Source organism: Paenibacillus sp. P4_A7 (assembly GCF_056402455.1).
The window spans coordinates 55,052-71,978 of the sequence record NZ_JBFUHJ010000007.1 but is presented as its reverse complement, the minus strand read 5'-3'; the positions used below and the strand labels follow the sequence as shown (position 1 = coordinate 71,978).

At 42.4% G+C, this 16,927-nt stretch carries 9 protein-coding genes; all 9 read right to left on the bottom strand.

Annotated features, from left to right (window positions below; translation table 11 throughout):
• Positions 1-264: 264 nt before the first annotated feature.
• The 9 genes from AC1DWN_RS02320 to AC1DWN_RS02280 all read right to left on the bottom strand — a co-directional run bounded on the left by AC1DWN_RS02320 (position 265) and on the right by AC1DWN_RS02280 (position 16,900).
• Positions 265-2,172 carry a family 20 glycosylhydrolase gene (locus tag AC1DWN_RS02320; protein ID WP_477557337.1) on the bottom strand — a complete coding sequence of 636 codons (1,908 nt, stop codon included), beginning with the start codon at positions 2,170-2,172 and terminating at the stop codon, positions 265-267.
• Between the two features lie 348 nt (positions 2,173-2,520).
• Positions 2,521-3,249: a response regulator gene (locus AC1DWN_RS02315; protein WP_477557336.1), complete on the bottom strand. Its 729-nt coding sequence runs from the start codon at positions 3,247-3,249 to the stop codon at positions 2,521-2,523.
• Between the two features lie 7 nt (positions 3,250-3,256).
• Positions 3,257-4,417: a sensor histidine kinase gene (locus AC1DWN_RS02310; RefSeq protein WP_477557335.1), complete on the bottom strand. Its 1,161-nt coding sequence runs from the start codon at positions 4,415-4,417 to the stop codon at positions 3,257-3,259.
• 75 nt (positions 4,418-4,492) lie between these two features.
• The gene (locus tag AC1DWN_RS02305; RefSeq protein ID WP_477557334.1) at positions 4,493-7,207 is read right to left on the bottom strand and encodes a stalk domain-containing protein; all 2,715 of its coding nucleotides are present in this window, start codon (positions 7,205-7,207) and stop codon (positions 4,493-4,495) included.
• A 183-nt stretch (positions 7,208-7,390) separates the two neighbouring features.
• Complete coding sequence (locus tag AC1DWN_RS02300; protein WP_477557333.1) at positions 7,391-11,782, bottom strand: Ig-like domain-containing protein; 4,392 nt, start codon at positions 11,780-11,782, stop codon at positions 7,391-7,393.
• Positions 11,783-12,056: 274 nt separating this feature from the next.
• Complete coding sequence (gene metK, locus AC1DWN_RS02295) at positions 12,057-13,259, bottom strand: methionine adenosyltransferase (RefSeq protein WP_477557332.1); 1,203 nt, start codon at positions 13,257-13,259, stop codon at positions 12,057-12,059.
• Between the two features lie 200 nt (positions 13,260-13,459).
• Positions 13,460-13,738, bottom strand: a complete 279-nt coding sequence (locus AC1DWN_RS02290; protein WP_477557331.1) for a small, acid-soluble spore protein, alpha/beta type — start codon at positions 13,736-13,738, stop codon at positions 13,460-13,462.
• 132 nt (positions 13,739-13,870) lie between these two features.
• Entirely contained in the window at positions 13,871-14,374 is a 504-nt protein-coding gene (locus AC1DWN_RS02285; RefSeq protein WP_477557330.1) for a hypothetical protein, read from the bottom strand.
• Between the two features lie 15 nt (positions 14,375-14,389).
• Positions 14,390-16,900 (bottom strand): hypothetical protein, encoded by a 2,511-nt coding sequence (locus AC1DWN_RS02280; protein WP_477557329.1) that lies wholly within the window; start codon positions 16,898-16,900, stop codon positions 14,390-14,392.
• Positions 16,901-16,927 lie beyond the last annotated feature (27 nt).

Genomic DNA, 16,927 nt, shown 5'->3' with positions numbered 1-16,927 from the left:
GACATAGGGTGCTGGTGCGGATGACATTTCTCGTATGAGGGATGTCAGCGTTACTTTTAGCGAATTCGCGTACTCATTCATTGGCGAAACCTCCTCGTTTTTTTCAAGGGGCTACGCCACACATCTTCAACTGCTTGTCAAGTCTTTTTTTATTTTCGCGCAAAAAAAGAGCGGGCTATCTTTTCGATAACCTGCTCTTTTTCTTGATATCTGGCTCTGCGCCTTAACTTAATGACATTGCCCACGCGGGCAGCTCTTTCCTATTTAAATCAGCGGCGAGGCGCTGACAATCCGGTTATAACCAGGGGCACATATGGTAATCGGACTATCTGGAAAGCCCGGCTCAAACAACAGCCGTTCGCATTCCAGCTCCTCCAGACGAGACTCGCGTCCCTCTAAATAATCTAGAATACGTTGTTCAGCGCTAGCAATCCGCGCCATCAGACCACCGTACCTAATATCGAGAACTTCCCAGCCGAACGGCTTGTACGTTTTCATCCACAGCGTGCGATGAGCAATTCGCAATTCATCGACCTGCTTACGAAGAGCAGGCAGAACGGTCTGAGCAATTTCACTAAGCTCCTTGCGGCGCTCTTCGCGATAAAGCTTAACGATTTCAAGTCCTAGTGTCGCTTTTACGGCAAGTGTTTTGCTTAACAACTCGTACACACGGAAGATATCCTTATACGGTGATGGAGACTTTTCCAAGCAGTCGCTCCATCGCTTAGCCATTGCCTCATAATGCTGAGGCAACACACTCTCTCCTTCTCCCTCCACATGCTTGTCGAACAGTCCAAGCAGAACATCCTGCCACAGCAAGTATTTGGATGGATTAGCCATAAAATGATTTCCCTGCTCTACTCCCGGCACCTCATCCATTGCCTTCAGTCCAATCAACTCATCGAACAAGTCCAGACCCGTACATGCTGCAAATCTTCGGCGCAGCATTTCGTCGTCCACCTCATCGGAATAGCCATGCTCAGCGAATAGCTGAAGCCCTGGCAGCATGACCAAATGGTTCGTTTCCTGCCCATTATCGCCCCATGCCGTTGCGAGCACTTCTCTCACGCCTTCGCTCTTGCAAGCAAGCAATGCAGGATGTGAACTCATAAACGTTTTACCGTAGTTAGGGCTCAGACTTCCCCAGATATGAATGCCTCCCGCGAAAATCGGGTTCGATCCGAATTCCTTATGCTTGGACATAATGCTCTCATGTCTGCTTTGATCCCGGTTGCCATAATCCCAGTAAACAAACTGCACATCATTCGGGATTTGCTCCAGCCGCTCCTTCGAGAAGTCAACATTCAGACTATAATGGAATCCATGCTTTTCGTTGGAGAGGAAATGAAAATACATATCGCTCCAAATCATCGGCTTCAATTCATACTTCCTGGTGATCTCCAACACTTTGCTGACATGCTCGTTCATAATCTCGAATCGCTCACGGTAACCGTTCAGCTCCAGATAACGTCCAAGCCCAAGTCCGAAAGCTTCGTCCATTCCAATATGAATCCGCTTCGAGCGGAATGGTGCGGTTGCCGCAGCAATCATCTCTTCGATAAATACGTAGGTTTCCGGCTCGCCAACGAGCAGAATATCATTGTTGTCCTTAATTTTAGATGCAAAAGGCCATTTCAGAGCTTGAGCCAGATGAGCGAGTGTCTGGATACAAGGAACAACCTCGATGCCGAATTGTGCTGCATAATCATCCAGTTCTTTTAATTCTTGCGCCGTATAACGTCCTCTCATATAGCCAAAATAAGGCTGGTTCGGGACTTCATAAGTATCTTCAGCATACAGCATCAGGCCATTCAGGCCCATGAATGCCATATGGCAAATCATTTGCTTAACCGTCTCGACCTTAAGTACCGCGTTGCGCGAGACATCCAGCATTGGGCCATTAAAATCGAATCCAGGTTGTTCTATTAAATGAAAGTGTTCTTTCGTTTGGGCGTGCTCGATAAACGTTCCAAGCGCGCGGAAGAAATGATGAGGCTCTTCGTACTCGATTTGACCCTTCCCATTTTCCAACGAAGCACAAATATTCCCGCTCCGCTTGACGATTTGGACAGGAATTCCTTCATTGTTTAGTTCAAGCCTTCCAATCCGAGCCAGCTCCAAAATGCCCTCTTCTACTTGTCCAATATCGCCGTACAAATGTATGCTTATCATTTCACTTTCCCCCGTTTCTTAATGGTCAATCCGACTTTCATGTACCTACAATTAAAGAGTACGATATTCGCTAGCGCTGAATCCTGTATACGCTTTGAATCTTTTGTAAAAACAATCAAGCTGTCTATATCCAACATCATAGGTGATATATAGCGTCTTGAAATTGTCAAAGCTGACGAACGGGCTATTCCAAATTCCTTTTCCCGGAGAATATTATAGCCGTCTGACCCTTATCAAAAAAACCATCGTGAGTTTAGACTTAACCGTTGCAATTAAATCTATAAAATGACAAACACCCCACATTATTCCTTTTCGGCATAATGTGGAGTGTTTTCGTTTCATGCAAGCTTATAAGGTAACCCAACCAAACTTAATGGAATGAATAACGGCTTGTGTACGGTCATCAACTTCCATTTTTTGAAGGATGCTGCTAACGTGATTTTTGACCGTTTTTTCGCTAATGAATAGAAACTCACCGATTAACTTATTGCTTTTACCCTCTGCCATAAGTCTGAGAACCTCTGCTTCACGGCGGGTAAGCGGACTGTTATCGCCAGCTACAAATTTCACGCCTGGCTCTTTGGCCGCCGCAGCACCTGATACGATACCCATTTCATCCAAATAAGTCATACGACGCAGCTGGTTAATTAGCTTACCCGTTACTTTCGGATGGATGTAGGCATAACCTTGTACCACAGAACGGATCGCATTAATGAGTGACTCAGCTTCCATGTCTTTCAATAGATAACCCGTCGCTCCTTTACGAAGCGTTTCGAAAACATAGCTCTCATCATCATGAATCGATAAAATAATAACCTTTACATCTGGAAACATTCCCTTCAAACGCTCTGTCGTTACGACACCGTTCTCAATCGGCATGTTAATATCCATCAGTACAATTTCAGGAATGGTATGATTGCAAAATTCAAGAACCTGAATGCCATCACCGCACTCGCCGATGACCTCCAAATCCTCTTCCATATTTAAAATACGCTTAAGTCCTTCTCTAAACAGCTGGTGATCATCCGCAAGTAAAATTTTAATTTTATGTCCATTATTCAGTGGTCTCTGTATCATTATTATTTTACTCCTTTCTATGTTCAGCAGTAGTTGGTATATCTATTATAATTTTCGTCCCTCTCCCGGGATTTGAGTCTATATCCATCCTCCCTTCTATCAGTTCCACTCGTTCCCTCATCCCTACTAATCCGAAGTGTGAGTTGCGACTTGCCTCCAGCTCCGTTAAATCGCTGGCAAAACCAATTCCATTATCTTGAATAATAATCGAAACCAATTGTGGATGATAGTTTATTTCCAGAGACACATGGGATGCACTGGCATGCTTTAATACATTCGAAAATGCCTCTTGAACCAGCCGATATATGGCCGCTTCCATAGCAGAAGGCATACGAATCTCTTTCCCAGCAAGTTCAAAAACGGTATGTATTTTTGTTTTCTCTTCAAAGTCCTGTGTAAACTTACGAAGAGTCGGTACAAGCCCTAAATCATCCAAAGCCATCGGCCGCAAATTAAATATAATTTTGCGAATTTCCTCCAGGCCAGCACGAACTTGCCCCTTCAAATCTATTAATTCTTCATGAACCATTTCAAACTCTTTCTTAATAAGCATACGTTCGGCAATTTCTGTACGCAACACAATGTTAGCTAGCGATTGAGCAGGCCCATCGTGTATTTCTCTTGCAATCCGTTTACGTTCTTCCTCTTGAGCCAAAATAATCTTCAAGCCTARCAATTGACGCGTCTTGGCAGATTCCAAAATGCGGGTGACCTGATTCAAGTCACCCGATAGATATTCAAGCACTACATTTATTTGTGAAGCAATCGTTTCAGCACGCTCGATGGAATTCTCTACATTACGCACACGCTTCTGCAAATCATCACGCCGCGACTTTAGATAAGATTCCTTCTCACGGTATACCATTAAATCCAACTGTATTTGTGTCGCTTTCTCATACGCTGACTTAATGTCTTCTTCCTTGTAGCGAACAAAGTCACGACTAACCTCTGTCAACCGAATACGCGCACGCCGGTACTCTTGTTCCAGCTCATCAACCCTTTCAATGGTCCTGGCCGTCTCTTGAAGCACAACCTCAAGCTCTTGTTCCAAAGATTCCAGCTCCGTACGCGCCGATTCACAGATTTCATAGATCTGGTATTTACTGTCCTCCATCACTTCGATGGCATTTTTGATAACACGATTTAGATCGACTGTAAGATGGTCCACAACAGATCGGCAACCTTTCTATTTAAAGGTTTAACTTTTCTATCATACCACAAAATTCCTAAATTGCGTCCACCGTTAGTTGATCGTAACCTTTTTGGTTTTAATATCATAAGCGACATTAAATCCTAGTTTCTCAGAAAATAAACGAATCGGAATAAGCGTTCTTCCATCGCGTACGATCGGAGCAACTTCTGCTTGTTGTACCTTACCGTCCATTACGAATTCCTTTTTTCCTATTGTCATTTCCATCAGCTTATTACCGCGCAGTACAGTTACTCTTCTCGTTGGATGATCGTATACAAGCTCTGATCCTAGAGCCTCTGACACGAAACGAACAGGCACATAGGTTGTTCCATTTAAGAGAATAGGCGCTGTATCTAATTTAATAGATTTGCCGTTCACTGTCGCCGTTGCCTTGCTTATGGTCATCTCGACTTTCGTCTTCGTATCAACTGTTACAGCAGGTGGATACTGCAGCTGGATATTGTCCAGTCCGATCGCGCCTACAGCCGCTCGCTCATCTTGTCCTTCAGGAAGTGTAACCACGTATATACGCTTCATCTTGACAGGATATTTCATACCAAGATCTGATAGATTCATTTTGACTGTCTTCCAGCCGCTCCAATCCAGCTGCTTAGCTACATCTACGAGATGCGCTTTGCCGTCTGCATCTATAAACTCTGCGCGTACCCAGTTTAAGCTGTTATCGCTGTATAGATCGAGCGTCATCGAGGCTGGAGAGCCGCTAATTGTCTGTCCTGTAGGACCAAATAGGGCATAGGATGCTTTTGTGCCTGTTCCCAGTGTGAAATCATAATCTAATTGTAGTGCTTTTGGTGATTTCTGACCCGGAAGGTCGGAAACCAGCTTTACCCTGCCTGTAGTTGTAGCAGGCGTTACTTGACTTGTAATGGCATAAGCCGATTGCTCGAAGTCTGCGAAGGTTTTGAGCGTTTCACCTTTTGTAAATGGAATCATTGTCGGATAGCCGTCATATCGACCAATCGCATAGCCCATACCTGTTTTCGTTTCAACCGAATCAACCGTTAGGTTATTGCCTGATTGAGTGGCTGTGAAACCGACATATTCCCATTTCAAAGAGTCGCCGCTAAGCTTGTACGTTTTGCCGTTTTTCAGCTTCACCGTTACAGGTACAGCAACCGTTGCTCCTTTTGTAAGCATGCCAGCAGTCGTATCAATCGTCATGGATGCAATTTGGTCTTGGCCAATAACCTCAACCGCATATTTAGATGTTGCAGCTCCAGACTTTACGCTCACAGTTGTTTTCCCGATTTTCTTAGCTGTAAACACATTACCTGCAAAGCTGCCAACTCCATCCGCAGCACTCCACTCCGCAGTGGCATTATCAACTGTCATCGGATTATAGTAATTGTCATATCCCTTCATAGAGAAGGTTGTTGACTGTCCAAGAAACATTACATTGCTTCCGTTAACTTCAATCCCCTTGAGCGTGCCCTGTGGTGCGGTTGTAAAGACGCCAATACCGTTGGCAACGCTGCGCTGGGTAGTCCCATATTGTGTAGAATGAGCAAGCTGTAAGGAGGTGCTGCCCAGTGGACGCTCTATCATAGTCGTCGAGCCGCCGCCGTCCAGATTAACCCCTTTGTCTACACCGAGCTGAATCATAATCTGCTGCATTTCCTTCAAGTTCACACCTGTATTGCTACCATATCGCTCACTTGTTATCAGATAGACCTTAGTACCGTCCTTGGAATAACCAATTGCTGAACGAGATACGTAAGAAGAGCCGCTTACACCCGTTATATCACGCGAAAAAGCTGCTGCTGCCCCGCCGCTGACCAGCAAGGTATGCCCTCCAACCATCATTTCAAAAGAAGCCGGGTCGACCTTCGCGCCGCTCGTGAGCGAGACCAGCGAATAATTGCTGGCAATGGGCTGGCCTACTTTTAAATGTTCCCTCACATAGGCTGACGCCTTGCCATGCGTACGCAAAATATAACCATCTTCAGGAATTGCTGTTGTTATCGGTGTATTGTCTGGAGAAATTTCTTCAATGATGCCGTTTCGAACTAATACTTCTTTTGGTTTCGTATAAGAGTTTTTCGGACGCTCTGCACCGCCCCAAGCACTAGTATATATGTACATCGTATCAACGTGGCTATATGTAGCTCCAGTCGTTTCCGGATTATAAGCAGATTGGTTGAATCCCTCCAGAGGGAAAGTTGACCCGTCTTCCGCAGTCACCGTACCTTCAAACGTATAATTATCAATCATTGGCTTGCGATCTTTCGTCACCGAGAAGGCATACATGCCTTTTAGCTTCGATGGACTTGTCAAAAATGAACCACTTATGACCTGTGCGCCAAGCGGTGCTCCTTCTGCTCCCATAACAAACACATCGGCATTAATAGCAGCTACTGCACCGTTTTCCTTCGACATATTCAAAATCGTATTTGTTTTACCTGTATTGTTATTTTTACCGCTCATTGTGTTCAACGACACATACGGATTCGTTAAATCGACTTCAATAACATGCACGTCCGTCTGTACTTTTGAACTGCCGCGAGTCGTATTCCATACATAATCCAAACGCTTAGCTCCTGCAGTAACATAGGACTGCTGTGTCAGCTGAAGAACTGGGGCTGTAGTCGTCGCCGCCTCTGCTGCCTCTATCATTGCTGTATGCCAGCTTCCTGGCATGATTGATACTATCGGCTGCACGAGTAATGTTCCACCCAACGCTACAATTATGACACGTTTGCCCAGACCTTCTATCGGCCGTCCAACGATGTTCTTGACCTTACTCATTATATGAACAACTCTCCCATCTCATTATCTACTAATTATAGACTACAATTCTATTATAAAAGTTACGCGCGATAAAAGACTGCTATCACTTTTTTCCAAATGAAAGATATCCCCTATCTCTATCAAAAACAAAAAAGTCCCTATCCACGCGTTGCTCACGCAGATAGAGACTTTTTCATCCTATTACGGTGTTAGAAACTTCGCCTTTTCCAGCAAACGCATCAACATGACTGTGCCTTCTGCTCGTGTCGCATTTGTCAGCGGACTTAATGTCTTTGCATTCTTGCCAGTAATGATACCCAAATAAACCGCATGAGCTACATCCGTCTTCGCATAAGAGCTAATCTTGCCTTTATCAGTAAAATTCTGCAAATAGGATGCCGTTGAATTCGGCGGGCTGACCGTCAACTCAGCCACTTTCGCCGCACGCATCATCATCGCCGCCATATCCTGGCGCGTAACCGGATTATTTGGCTTAAACGTACCATCCGTATTGCCTTTTACTATACCAGCTTTTACGGCTGCTCCAATATAAGCACCCATAGCTGTGTTCGAAGTAACATCCTTGAATTTAGCCGCTGCCGCTTTATCACCCTGCAGGCCAAGCCCTTTGGCAATGTACGTGGCAAACTCGCCGCGGGTTATGTTTTTGTCCGGCTCAAACTTCGTTGAAGTTTTGCCTTCGACAATATACTTGCGCGCCATCGTATTGATCGTCGTCACTGCCCAGTGCTTCGATACGTCGGTAAAGCTCGACGTATTCCGCACAAGTGCGTAAGCGCTGTTGCCTTTGCGCTTGAAGGTTGCCGTCGTAACGCCGTTGAATGTCACCAATCGTGTCGGCACATAAGACAACGTATTCGTTTCCGGATCAAGCCATACGACAGATGTCTCGCTCGTATTCACGGATGCTGTTGTCTTCATTGTACGTGATACATAACCGCTGAAATTATTCAACGTCTGCTTATTAGCACCATTGGCAATCATGACCTCGTAATTAACTGGTCCTGAAATAATGTTCGCCTTAGAGTTTCTCAGCACTGTTGTCAATGCAGCTGTTTTGTTCGAAGCGCCTTGATCAATATAAATTAATAACTGATTCGATACTCCATTACCGCCAACCATCGATGACAGCTCCGAGAAATTCAATGTATCGAGTGGAAGCTCAAACGTTGTATCGTTATGCTGTACAGCTATGGTTACATTGCCACCTTGCTTATTTGCCATCTCAAGTGCAATAACAGAAATTCCAACTATAGCTGCTTTCTCATAGCTCGGCACCTTGAATACGATACGAGGATTTGCTAATCCTGCGTTACGTGATGTCGTAACTGCAAGAATGAACTTGTCGTTCAATATCGTATAGCGAGAAGCTGTTACACCTGCTGGTGATTGATCGGATGAGATCGTAGTCGCGGATGTTTTTAATCCGACCCCTCCATCGTCTGCTGGCTCATAATCGCCTGTCAATGTATCCAACAATGTCGTTTGGTTCGCAACATTTGTATTAGAGATACTACTCACAGCTTGTCCGCCAAGTGTCTTTAGACCGTAATCATTTGGGTAATAGGAGAGTGTTGCTCGATCCCCCACGCCGCTCGGAGTAGATAAGGTTAGTTTCACACTGTTTCCAATTACCTGTACATTAGTCACGATTCTAACCAAATCATTGATTCGGACAACGAACAGACTCGACGATGGAATGATTGACGGATTCAATGTTTCATTGAAGGTCAATGTCAACAACGCACCCTTTAAGATGGCACCTTGCAAACTACCGGGCTGACCCGTTCCTATGTTCCCATTTGCAGAGATATTTGAGAACGAGGCTGCCGGATTCCCATAAAGATCAGTTAGAGTATTACTAGTAGCATAATAGGATACTTTGACAGATTGATTACTTAATATATTGGTGCTTAATGTTAGAATCACTGTATTCCCAGATACTCGTACACTACTTACCGTTCTGACGACGCCGTCTACTAGAACACTATACTGATATATAGCTGGTACATTATAAGAGCTAAGCACCTTATTGTAGGTTATCGTAACAATCGTAGCACTCGCTGTTATTGCTTGTATGAAAGGCGCTTGCGTATCTCCATTGCCCGGTGAAGTACCTGTTGCAAGGTTATAATTGCTAAATGCGTTTAAAGTAACCCCATACAAGCTGCTCAATGGATAAGCGCCTGGCGTATACGATACTAGAACAGTCTGATTGCTTGGTACTGAACCGTTAATACGTAAGGTTACCGAATTGCCGCTATTCGAAATCGAACTCGCGAAGTAATTCGTTCCGCCCACATTAACGATAAACTGCGAATAAGCGTAACTATTAACCGTCGTTAGAGGCTGATTGAAATTCAGGGTCACAATATCACCTGATACACTGCCTCCTACAATTGCCGGGACCGTATTGGTAAATCCATTGGTTACTTCAATGTTCGCGAAGCTCGCCGCTTGATTTCCTGAAATATCCTGAACGAGTCCTTCCGTTGGTTTCGTATAAGATACCTTCACTAGCTGATTGCTGCCAACCGAGTTCAAGAGTGTAAGTGAAACCGTATTGCCGGCCACCGCCACATTTGTGATCGGATATCCCATTCCGTTAACCGTTACGTAATAACTAGCAGGAGAAGGTTTCAAGTTAGCGTTAAGCGGCTCATTATAGATCAACCTAACGATTGATCCACTCGCCTCTGTTTTTGAAATCGTTGGAGCGGTTTTGTCACCGCCTACTGTCTGGAACGTCCATTGATATTGATTCAAAATACCCACAAATTGATTGCCTACAAGATCAGTAATTGCATCTTCATCAATATTAATATAATAATTCGTATTGGCCCATAACGAAGTCCCTTGTTTAGGCTTCATTATCATTCTTTTGTTATCCGCTGGATCGACCCAAAAATCTGCTTCTATCTCTGAAAGTGAGCTAGAACCTGCTGGAATGAATTTGATCTTGCCATTGCCTGTCATAATCGGTTTACTAAAGGTCGCTGTGAATTCCGCCTGCAAGCCAACAGCCACAGCATTGTTCACTGGGCTGACCGTATTCAACGTTGGCCTAACCGAATCCTGTGTTACAGTGAATGACCAGCCGCTTGACCCTTCTATTCCACTATAAAAATTAACAGCTGCATCACGTATGACGCGGTTGCCAATCGTCACATAATACCTCGTATTATTCACGAATGATTTGCCAGGATCGATTTTCAAAGTATTCGATCCTCCACCCGTAACATTCGTTGAAGTTATGGGTATGGATTTGAATAGAGCACCGCCCAGAGATTGACGAATTTCGATGTTTCCGCTGTTCGGATATACAGGCTCATTAAATGTCATAGTCAGCTGTGAATTGACGCCATTTACAGTGCCATAAGGTGCAGGTGTCAGTGCTGTATACTGCGGAGGCGTGCTATCATTTCCGGAAGTAGTAAAGTTCCAGATTGTAGCGGCAGATATACCATAAAACCACAGATTCCCATTTGAGCCTTTCTCAGTAAAAGCACCAGGATCTATAAGAACATAATATGCGGTATTCGCCTCAAACGAGGGTAGTGGATCTATCGTAACCTCGTTATTATTTACTTTTATATACTCAGACGTTGCTTCTAGCGTCACAAAGTTCTTGTTGTTGTTCACCTGTCTGATCTCTACATATTTCTTAGGACGAGCCTCAACCGCCTTATCAAACTTCACGACTAGCGTAGAGTTAGTTGGCACTTGACTTGCATTATCAGCTGGTGTGAATGGTCCATTAGCAAGATTGACCGGAGCCGAAGTCGTTGTAAAGCTCCATGTCTTTTCATTGTATGTATTGCCAGAAGCATCTTGAAAAGCATTACCAAGAATCTTCACCGTATAGTCAGTGCTCGGAAGCAAAGCTCCTGCGGGCTGGATGATAATTTGTGTCGTACCACTTCCTGTAACATCGCTTGATGTAACCGGGATCATTCTTACATCATCCGTCGAGCGCAGCTCGATGCTACCAGTCACTGCGAATACCGGCTCGCTGAAAGTGATCTTGATTGGTGTTGTAATAGGAACTGCAGTTCCTAGCGGCTCTAACAAAGTATCCGTAGGCTTAGTCGTATCCTCAGTAGTAACGGTGCGGAAATTCCACTTTGTTGCATCATAAATGCCTGAATAAGCCGCCCCATTTGATTCATTTAAGAAAGCTCCAGAATCGATGAGTACATAATAATTTTTACCAACTACAAATTTGTTTGCTGAACTGGTTGAACGAGTTATCGTAACCTCGCTTTGATTAGATGAGTTTATATATACCTGTCCGGATGTTGCACTAATACGTTCTATTTCTTTATTAAACTCAGATTCATAGATTGTAATATAAGCTGTGCTCGCACCTTGTCTTACCTTTTCGTCAAACGTTATTTTTAAATTCGTTCCAAGCGGAACATTCGTTAAATCATCAGCAGGGCTGAAGCTAAGCGGAACTGGACCACTAGAAGCAGCAGATACTTTCTGTGTAGCTGCTGGCCAGCCTGGCAAGCCCAGTTGAAGCAGCAATACGATAGCGATGAACAATGACAGCTTGCGGGTATAATTCATTCCATTCACTCCTCAAAAAATACACTCGTACTCTATTTGTCGGTTTTTTAGGATGAAAAATTTAGGTTACTCTGATTTTTTGTAACGTTTATATATAAATATTAACAACTTCAGTTTCATTAGAAATTCGATAGTGCTCCTTATTAACATAAAAAAAGCGCCGCTTTCCCTTTCCTGTAACAGGAGATGGAGAAAACGACGCATACTTTTATCTTGTTCGTGCTATGCTACTGCTTTATGAATAGACATACATGGTTAGCAATGTAGTCTTAGATTATAGTCCTGCTTGTGCTTTCAGCATATCTGCTTTGTCAACGCGTTCCCAAGGAAGATCGACATCCGTACGACCAAAATGTCCGTATGCTGCTGTTTGTGCGTAAATCGGACGACGAAGATCAAGCATTTTGATAATGCCTGCAGGGCGAAGGTCAAAGTTGCTATTAATCAACTCAACTAACTTCTCCTCTTCGATTTTGCCTGTATCGTACGTATCTACACTAATCGAGACCGGTTGTGCTACACCAATCGCATAAGCCAATTGGATTTCACATTTTTCAGCTAGACCTGCTGCAACGATATTTTTAGCTACATAACGAGCTGCATACGCTGCTGAACGGTCAACCTTTGTAGGATCCTTACCAGAAAATGCGCCGCCGCCATGACGAGCATAGCCGCCATACGTATCCACGATAATCTTCCGACCTGTAAGGCCTGCATCACCTTGAGGTCCACCAATAACAAAGCGTCCTGTTGGGTTAATGAAATATTTCGTATTCTCATCAAGCCATTCCACAGGAACAACAGGCTTAATAACCTGCTCAAGAATATCCTGCTGAATTTGCTCTAGAGTAATTTCTTCAGCATGTTGAGTGGAAACAACAATCGTATCTACACGTACTGGCTTACCATCCATGTATTCGATCGTAACTTGTGTTTTACCATCAGGACGAAGGTATGGAAGTGATTCGTTCTTACGAACCTCAGCCAAGCGACGAGCGATGCGGTGCGACAAGGCGATAGGAAGCGGCATAAGCTCAGGAGTTTCGTTTGTAGCAAAACCAAACATAAGTCCTTGATCTCCAGCTCCAATATCTTCATTCTCTAGCTTCATGTCTTTGCCGTCACGAGTCTCAAGCGCAGCATTAACGCCTTGAGCGATATCAGCGGACTGCTCATTAAGAGAAGTCAATACAGCACATGTGCTTGAGTCAAAGCCATACTTCGCGCGCGTATAACCAATTTCCTTAATTGTACGGCGTGCAATGGATGAAATATCTATAAAATCAGCTTTACTGCTAATTTCACCAATAACGAGCACGAGACCTGTTGCTACTGAAACCTCACAAGCAACACGAGCATATGGATCTGCTTCTAGGAATGCATCCAAGACAGCATCAGATATTTGATCACAAATTTTATCCGGGTGACCTTCCGTAACTGATTCCGATGTGAACAAGTGGCGTCCTTTAACCGACATCCGTATCAACCTCCTATAACCATATTATGATAAGTTCTTAAGTTCTTTAGATATACATTATAAGTCCTTAAGTTCCGCACAAAAAATGAACCTTTTCCGCGAAGGAAAAGGTTGTTTGACAACTCTTCTAAATCAATATGATACCGAAAATGTCGCTTTGTGTCAATGGACGCCCTTGTCCTGGGCAAAATTGGTCAATTTTATTGATAACTGCCAAGAACCTGCTCGGCCTGAGCAATAAGTCTACGCGTTATCTCTCCGCCCACTGAACCAGCTTGGCGTGTCGATATAGCTGACCATTGTACACTATGGGCGCCGCTGTTTCCAGAGACGGCGCCTAGCTCTACTGCAAATTCAGTATCAGCGCCAGTAGCCGCATAGCCTCCTGATGTTAAACCGAATTCCGCAGCAATTTCGTACTTTAATGAATTTAGTGCAGCTTTACTTCCTGGTACTACAATTTTATTTGAACGACTCATGTTTGGTTACACCTCCGAGTAATGTAAGAATACATCTGTATTGTGTGTCCTACATCGTCTTTTGAAGCGTATAACCTATTGTCAACTCGGGTAAAATGTAGAATACCATAGAAGATTCTCCAAACCCCAAACTTATTGTAAAGTATAACTGCCTTTTACCAAAACGGTTAGTGCCTTCGTTTCGTCAGAAGCTCCTTGTATACCGCGCCCCTCACGTGGGAACCATATAAGATGGTTAGTCGGTACAAGATAGCCTTTCTTAATATCTGTGCCTGCTGTGAGATCAGAGATACCATTTGTATCTGAACTATAGGCAATCGCTTTGCCCACACGCACAACCACTTCAGCGCCCGCTGCTGCGACAAGAGTCTTTCCGATAGGAATCTCAACGACCTCTAAAGCCGCGCTCTCGCCTGAGCCATTTGAACCGCCATTATTGCCACCACTGACAGATCCTGTACCAAGCTTAGCGATTTGTTCATCAACGTAGCTCTTCGTTACAACTGGGTCCTCTACGGAGCCTGGAGTGAGCGATTCGCTATCTCCTTTTACTATTGACGGCCATAGCGTACCTACCCATATACCGGCACCTAGAACAGCAATTGCTGATGCTAGTTTTACTGATTTGTTTTTCATTTCTGTTCTCCTCTGTTATGGCAATTGTGCAATTTGGAAAGATCCATATTTCTTAGTTCCCAGTAATCTTTTGTAACCATCAACTTCCTCATAAACATTTAGAGCATATCCATTATAAACTAAATTACCAAGCTGATTACCTGTTATAGGTATAATTATTTTCTTCTCTTCACCTACAGCAAGCCCTTCTCCTTCAGAAGGTTCAATTTTAACCGATGAACCGTAAGCATTCTTACCGTCTGTTATTTCAAAATATAGTTTTGTCTCTTTCTCAACAAGATCATATACTGCTGTTTTCGACAATGAATAATCAATTTCTAATTTAATATTTGTTACATCATTAAGCATAGTATTTAATTTATTTAAAGAGAATGTATAGGGCTCTATCTTGAGATTAGTAACACCGTCTTGTGTATTATTTTGCATCTTAGGTAATTTAAATGATTTTGCAGAAATAAAACTATCAGCTGTCCCATCGGGTGCTGTATATTCTCCAGCACTTAAGGCTTCACCGATTACAAGCTGCACACTTCCATCGTGGATGAATGTTTTTGGAACTTGTGCCATCGCTGTTATTATTGTACTTCCATTTGGCTTCATATTTGCCTTAATATTAGGCATATTAGCATCAATATATTGTCCATCACTAGTTTTGAAATATGCTTTAAGTACAGGAAGTTTATTATATCTACTTTCATTATTTGTGTATTTAAATTCAGCATAGATAATATCCTTGTCTACACCTTTGAACATATACGTATTCATAAATTCAACCGACGCACGTCTGCCAACAGATTCAAAATTAAGTTTATTACTTGTGTTTACTTCAGGTATAGAATTAATTTGAGCTAGCTTAAAGAGTCCGATGGTTTGTTTGTTTTTATCATTAATTTTATCAGTCAAATTAATGCTGATCTCATTAATCTTGTTGGTATAAGGCACTTTAGTTGTAAGAACATACCTCGTAGATGACGTTGGCTCAAGTATACCTGCACTATCTAGTTTTAATAATTTTATTTTATCATCATTTATCAATAGACCATTTAAACGAAGTATAGCGCTAATCTGAGGAATAGATTGAGCTTTTAATCCTTTGTTTTGTATATCTATAAATACATTAATAATATCTTGATTACCCCACGGAAGTCTCTCTGCTTGTTTTATTTTAACTTCAAATATACCTTTATCACTTTTATAAGTTTTAGTTGAAACACCCGCGATTGCCTGAATTTTGGGTATTTTAAAAGCAGCAGATACATACTCAAGCGGATTTTTTTCATCTTTAGGTTGTTTGATAAGTAGCGTTAAATCCTGATTAAGAGTAGAAGGTAGAGTAGCTTGAACAATAATTTCTTTCTCTACTCCCGGAATTAGTTGTATGTCTCCATCCGCTTCACTCAATGTAACCGGATATCTAACACCATTTGATGCCAATATTTCTTGTTTATATTTAGGTAATATGATTGCTTCTGAACCTTTATTAAGCCATCTTGTAGTAAGTGTAACTTCATTCTGAGAACTGCTTTGGTCTGCATAAACGTTTACAATTGAAGCGTTAATATTACTGTCATTGACCATCAGTTTCGCTTCTTTATTTTCAGCAGTTATAAAGTTATTTTTTTGTGCCCAACTAATACTATAAATAGATTTCGGAACTTCTAGTTTTGATTCTGCGTCCAATGCCATCATTAAAATTTGAGCACCAGCTAAGTCAACACTCTTCTTGATAGAACTTCTTAAGGAATATTTTATACTCTCCCCAGCAGCAAGAGTCTGGTTCTCTACTGCTTGTGTGGATAGTTTCAGGACTAGACCTGCCTTTGTCTTAATGTAAAATTGATAACTAGGCAGATTATATTCATATAACCCTATATTCTCCATGTTTAAATCAATATGAATTTGTTTTTGTGTTCCTATTTCAAATATAGTACCTGCATTAAGATAAGTTTTAATTTTGTTATTGTCGTTATTGTTGATATAGTATGCGTTTTCTGGAACTGAATTCTTGTAATTCGATGTTACCTTTGCTTGACCAATTGTCTTTGTGTAATTAGGAAGAGAGAAATCCCACTTTACAATCCTAAATGTCAGATCAGTATAATTCAGCTTCGAGTCAATCTGCGAATAAAAAGTAAAGTCCTTGGATGTATTAGGTGTTACCTTACCAGATTTACTATTTCCTGCATATGATTTCACAGGATATTTGGCGCCTGAGGAAGTAAGTAACTCAGTCCAATAATCCATAAAATCTATTGTAGTGTTATCACCATTGTGAACGGTTAACGTAAAGTACACTTGTTTCTCTTTACTACCATATTGAAAGTAAATATCTTTTATCTGTATGTAACTCTTTTTTGTAATCATAAATGTTTTAAAAGCTGCTCCACTAAAAGGTTTCATGCTGGTTGTCTTAGAAACAGCTGCTTGTTTCGTATCTGCAGCCGATACCAATGGTATATTGAGTGGAGATATAACTAAACTTGACGCAATTATAACAGATGCAGTAATTATTGAAGCTCTCTTCATGGATTGTTTCTCCTTTAAATAAAGTTA

Excerpts from the sequence above, each read along its gene's own strand:
- AC1DWN_RS02320 (WP_477557337.1), bottom strand. The coding sequence starts at position 2,172 with ATGATAAGCATACATTTGTACGGCGATATTGGACAAGTAGAAGAGGGC.
- AC1DWN_RS02315 (WP_477557336.1), bottom strand. The coding sequence starts at position 3,249 with ATGATACAGAGACCACTGAATAATGGACATAAAATTAAAATTTTACTT.
- AC1DWN_RS02305 (WP_477557334.1), bottom strand. The coding sequence starts at position 7,207 with ATGAGTAAGGTCAAGAACATCGTTGGACGGCCGATAGAAGGTCTGGGC.
- AC1DWN_RS02300 (WP_477557333.1), bottom strand. The coding sequence starts at position 11,782 with ATGAATTATACCCGCAAGCTGTCATTGTTCATCGCTATCGTATTGCTG.
- metK (WP_477557332.1), bottom strand. The coding sequence starts at position 13,259 with ATGTCGGTTAAAGGACGCCACTTGTTCACATCGGAATCAGTTACGGAA.
- AC1DWN_RS02290 (WP_477557331.1), bottom strand. The coding sequence starts at position 13,738 with ATGAGTCGTTCAAATAAAATTGTAGTACCAGGAAGTAAAGCTGCACTA.
- AC1DWN_RS02285 (WP_477557330.1), bottom strand. The coding sequence starts at position 14,374 with ATGAAAAACAAATCAGTAAAACTAGCATCAGCAATTGCTGTTCTAGGT.
- AC1DWN_RS02280 (WP_477557329.1), bottom strand. The coding sequence starts at position 16,900 with ATGAAGAGAGCTTCAATAATTACTGCATCTGTTATAATTGCGTCAAGT.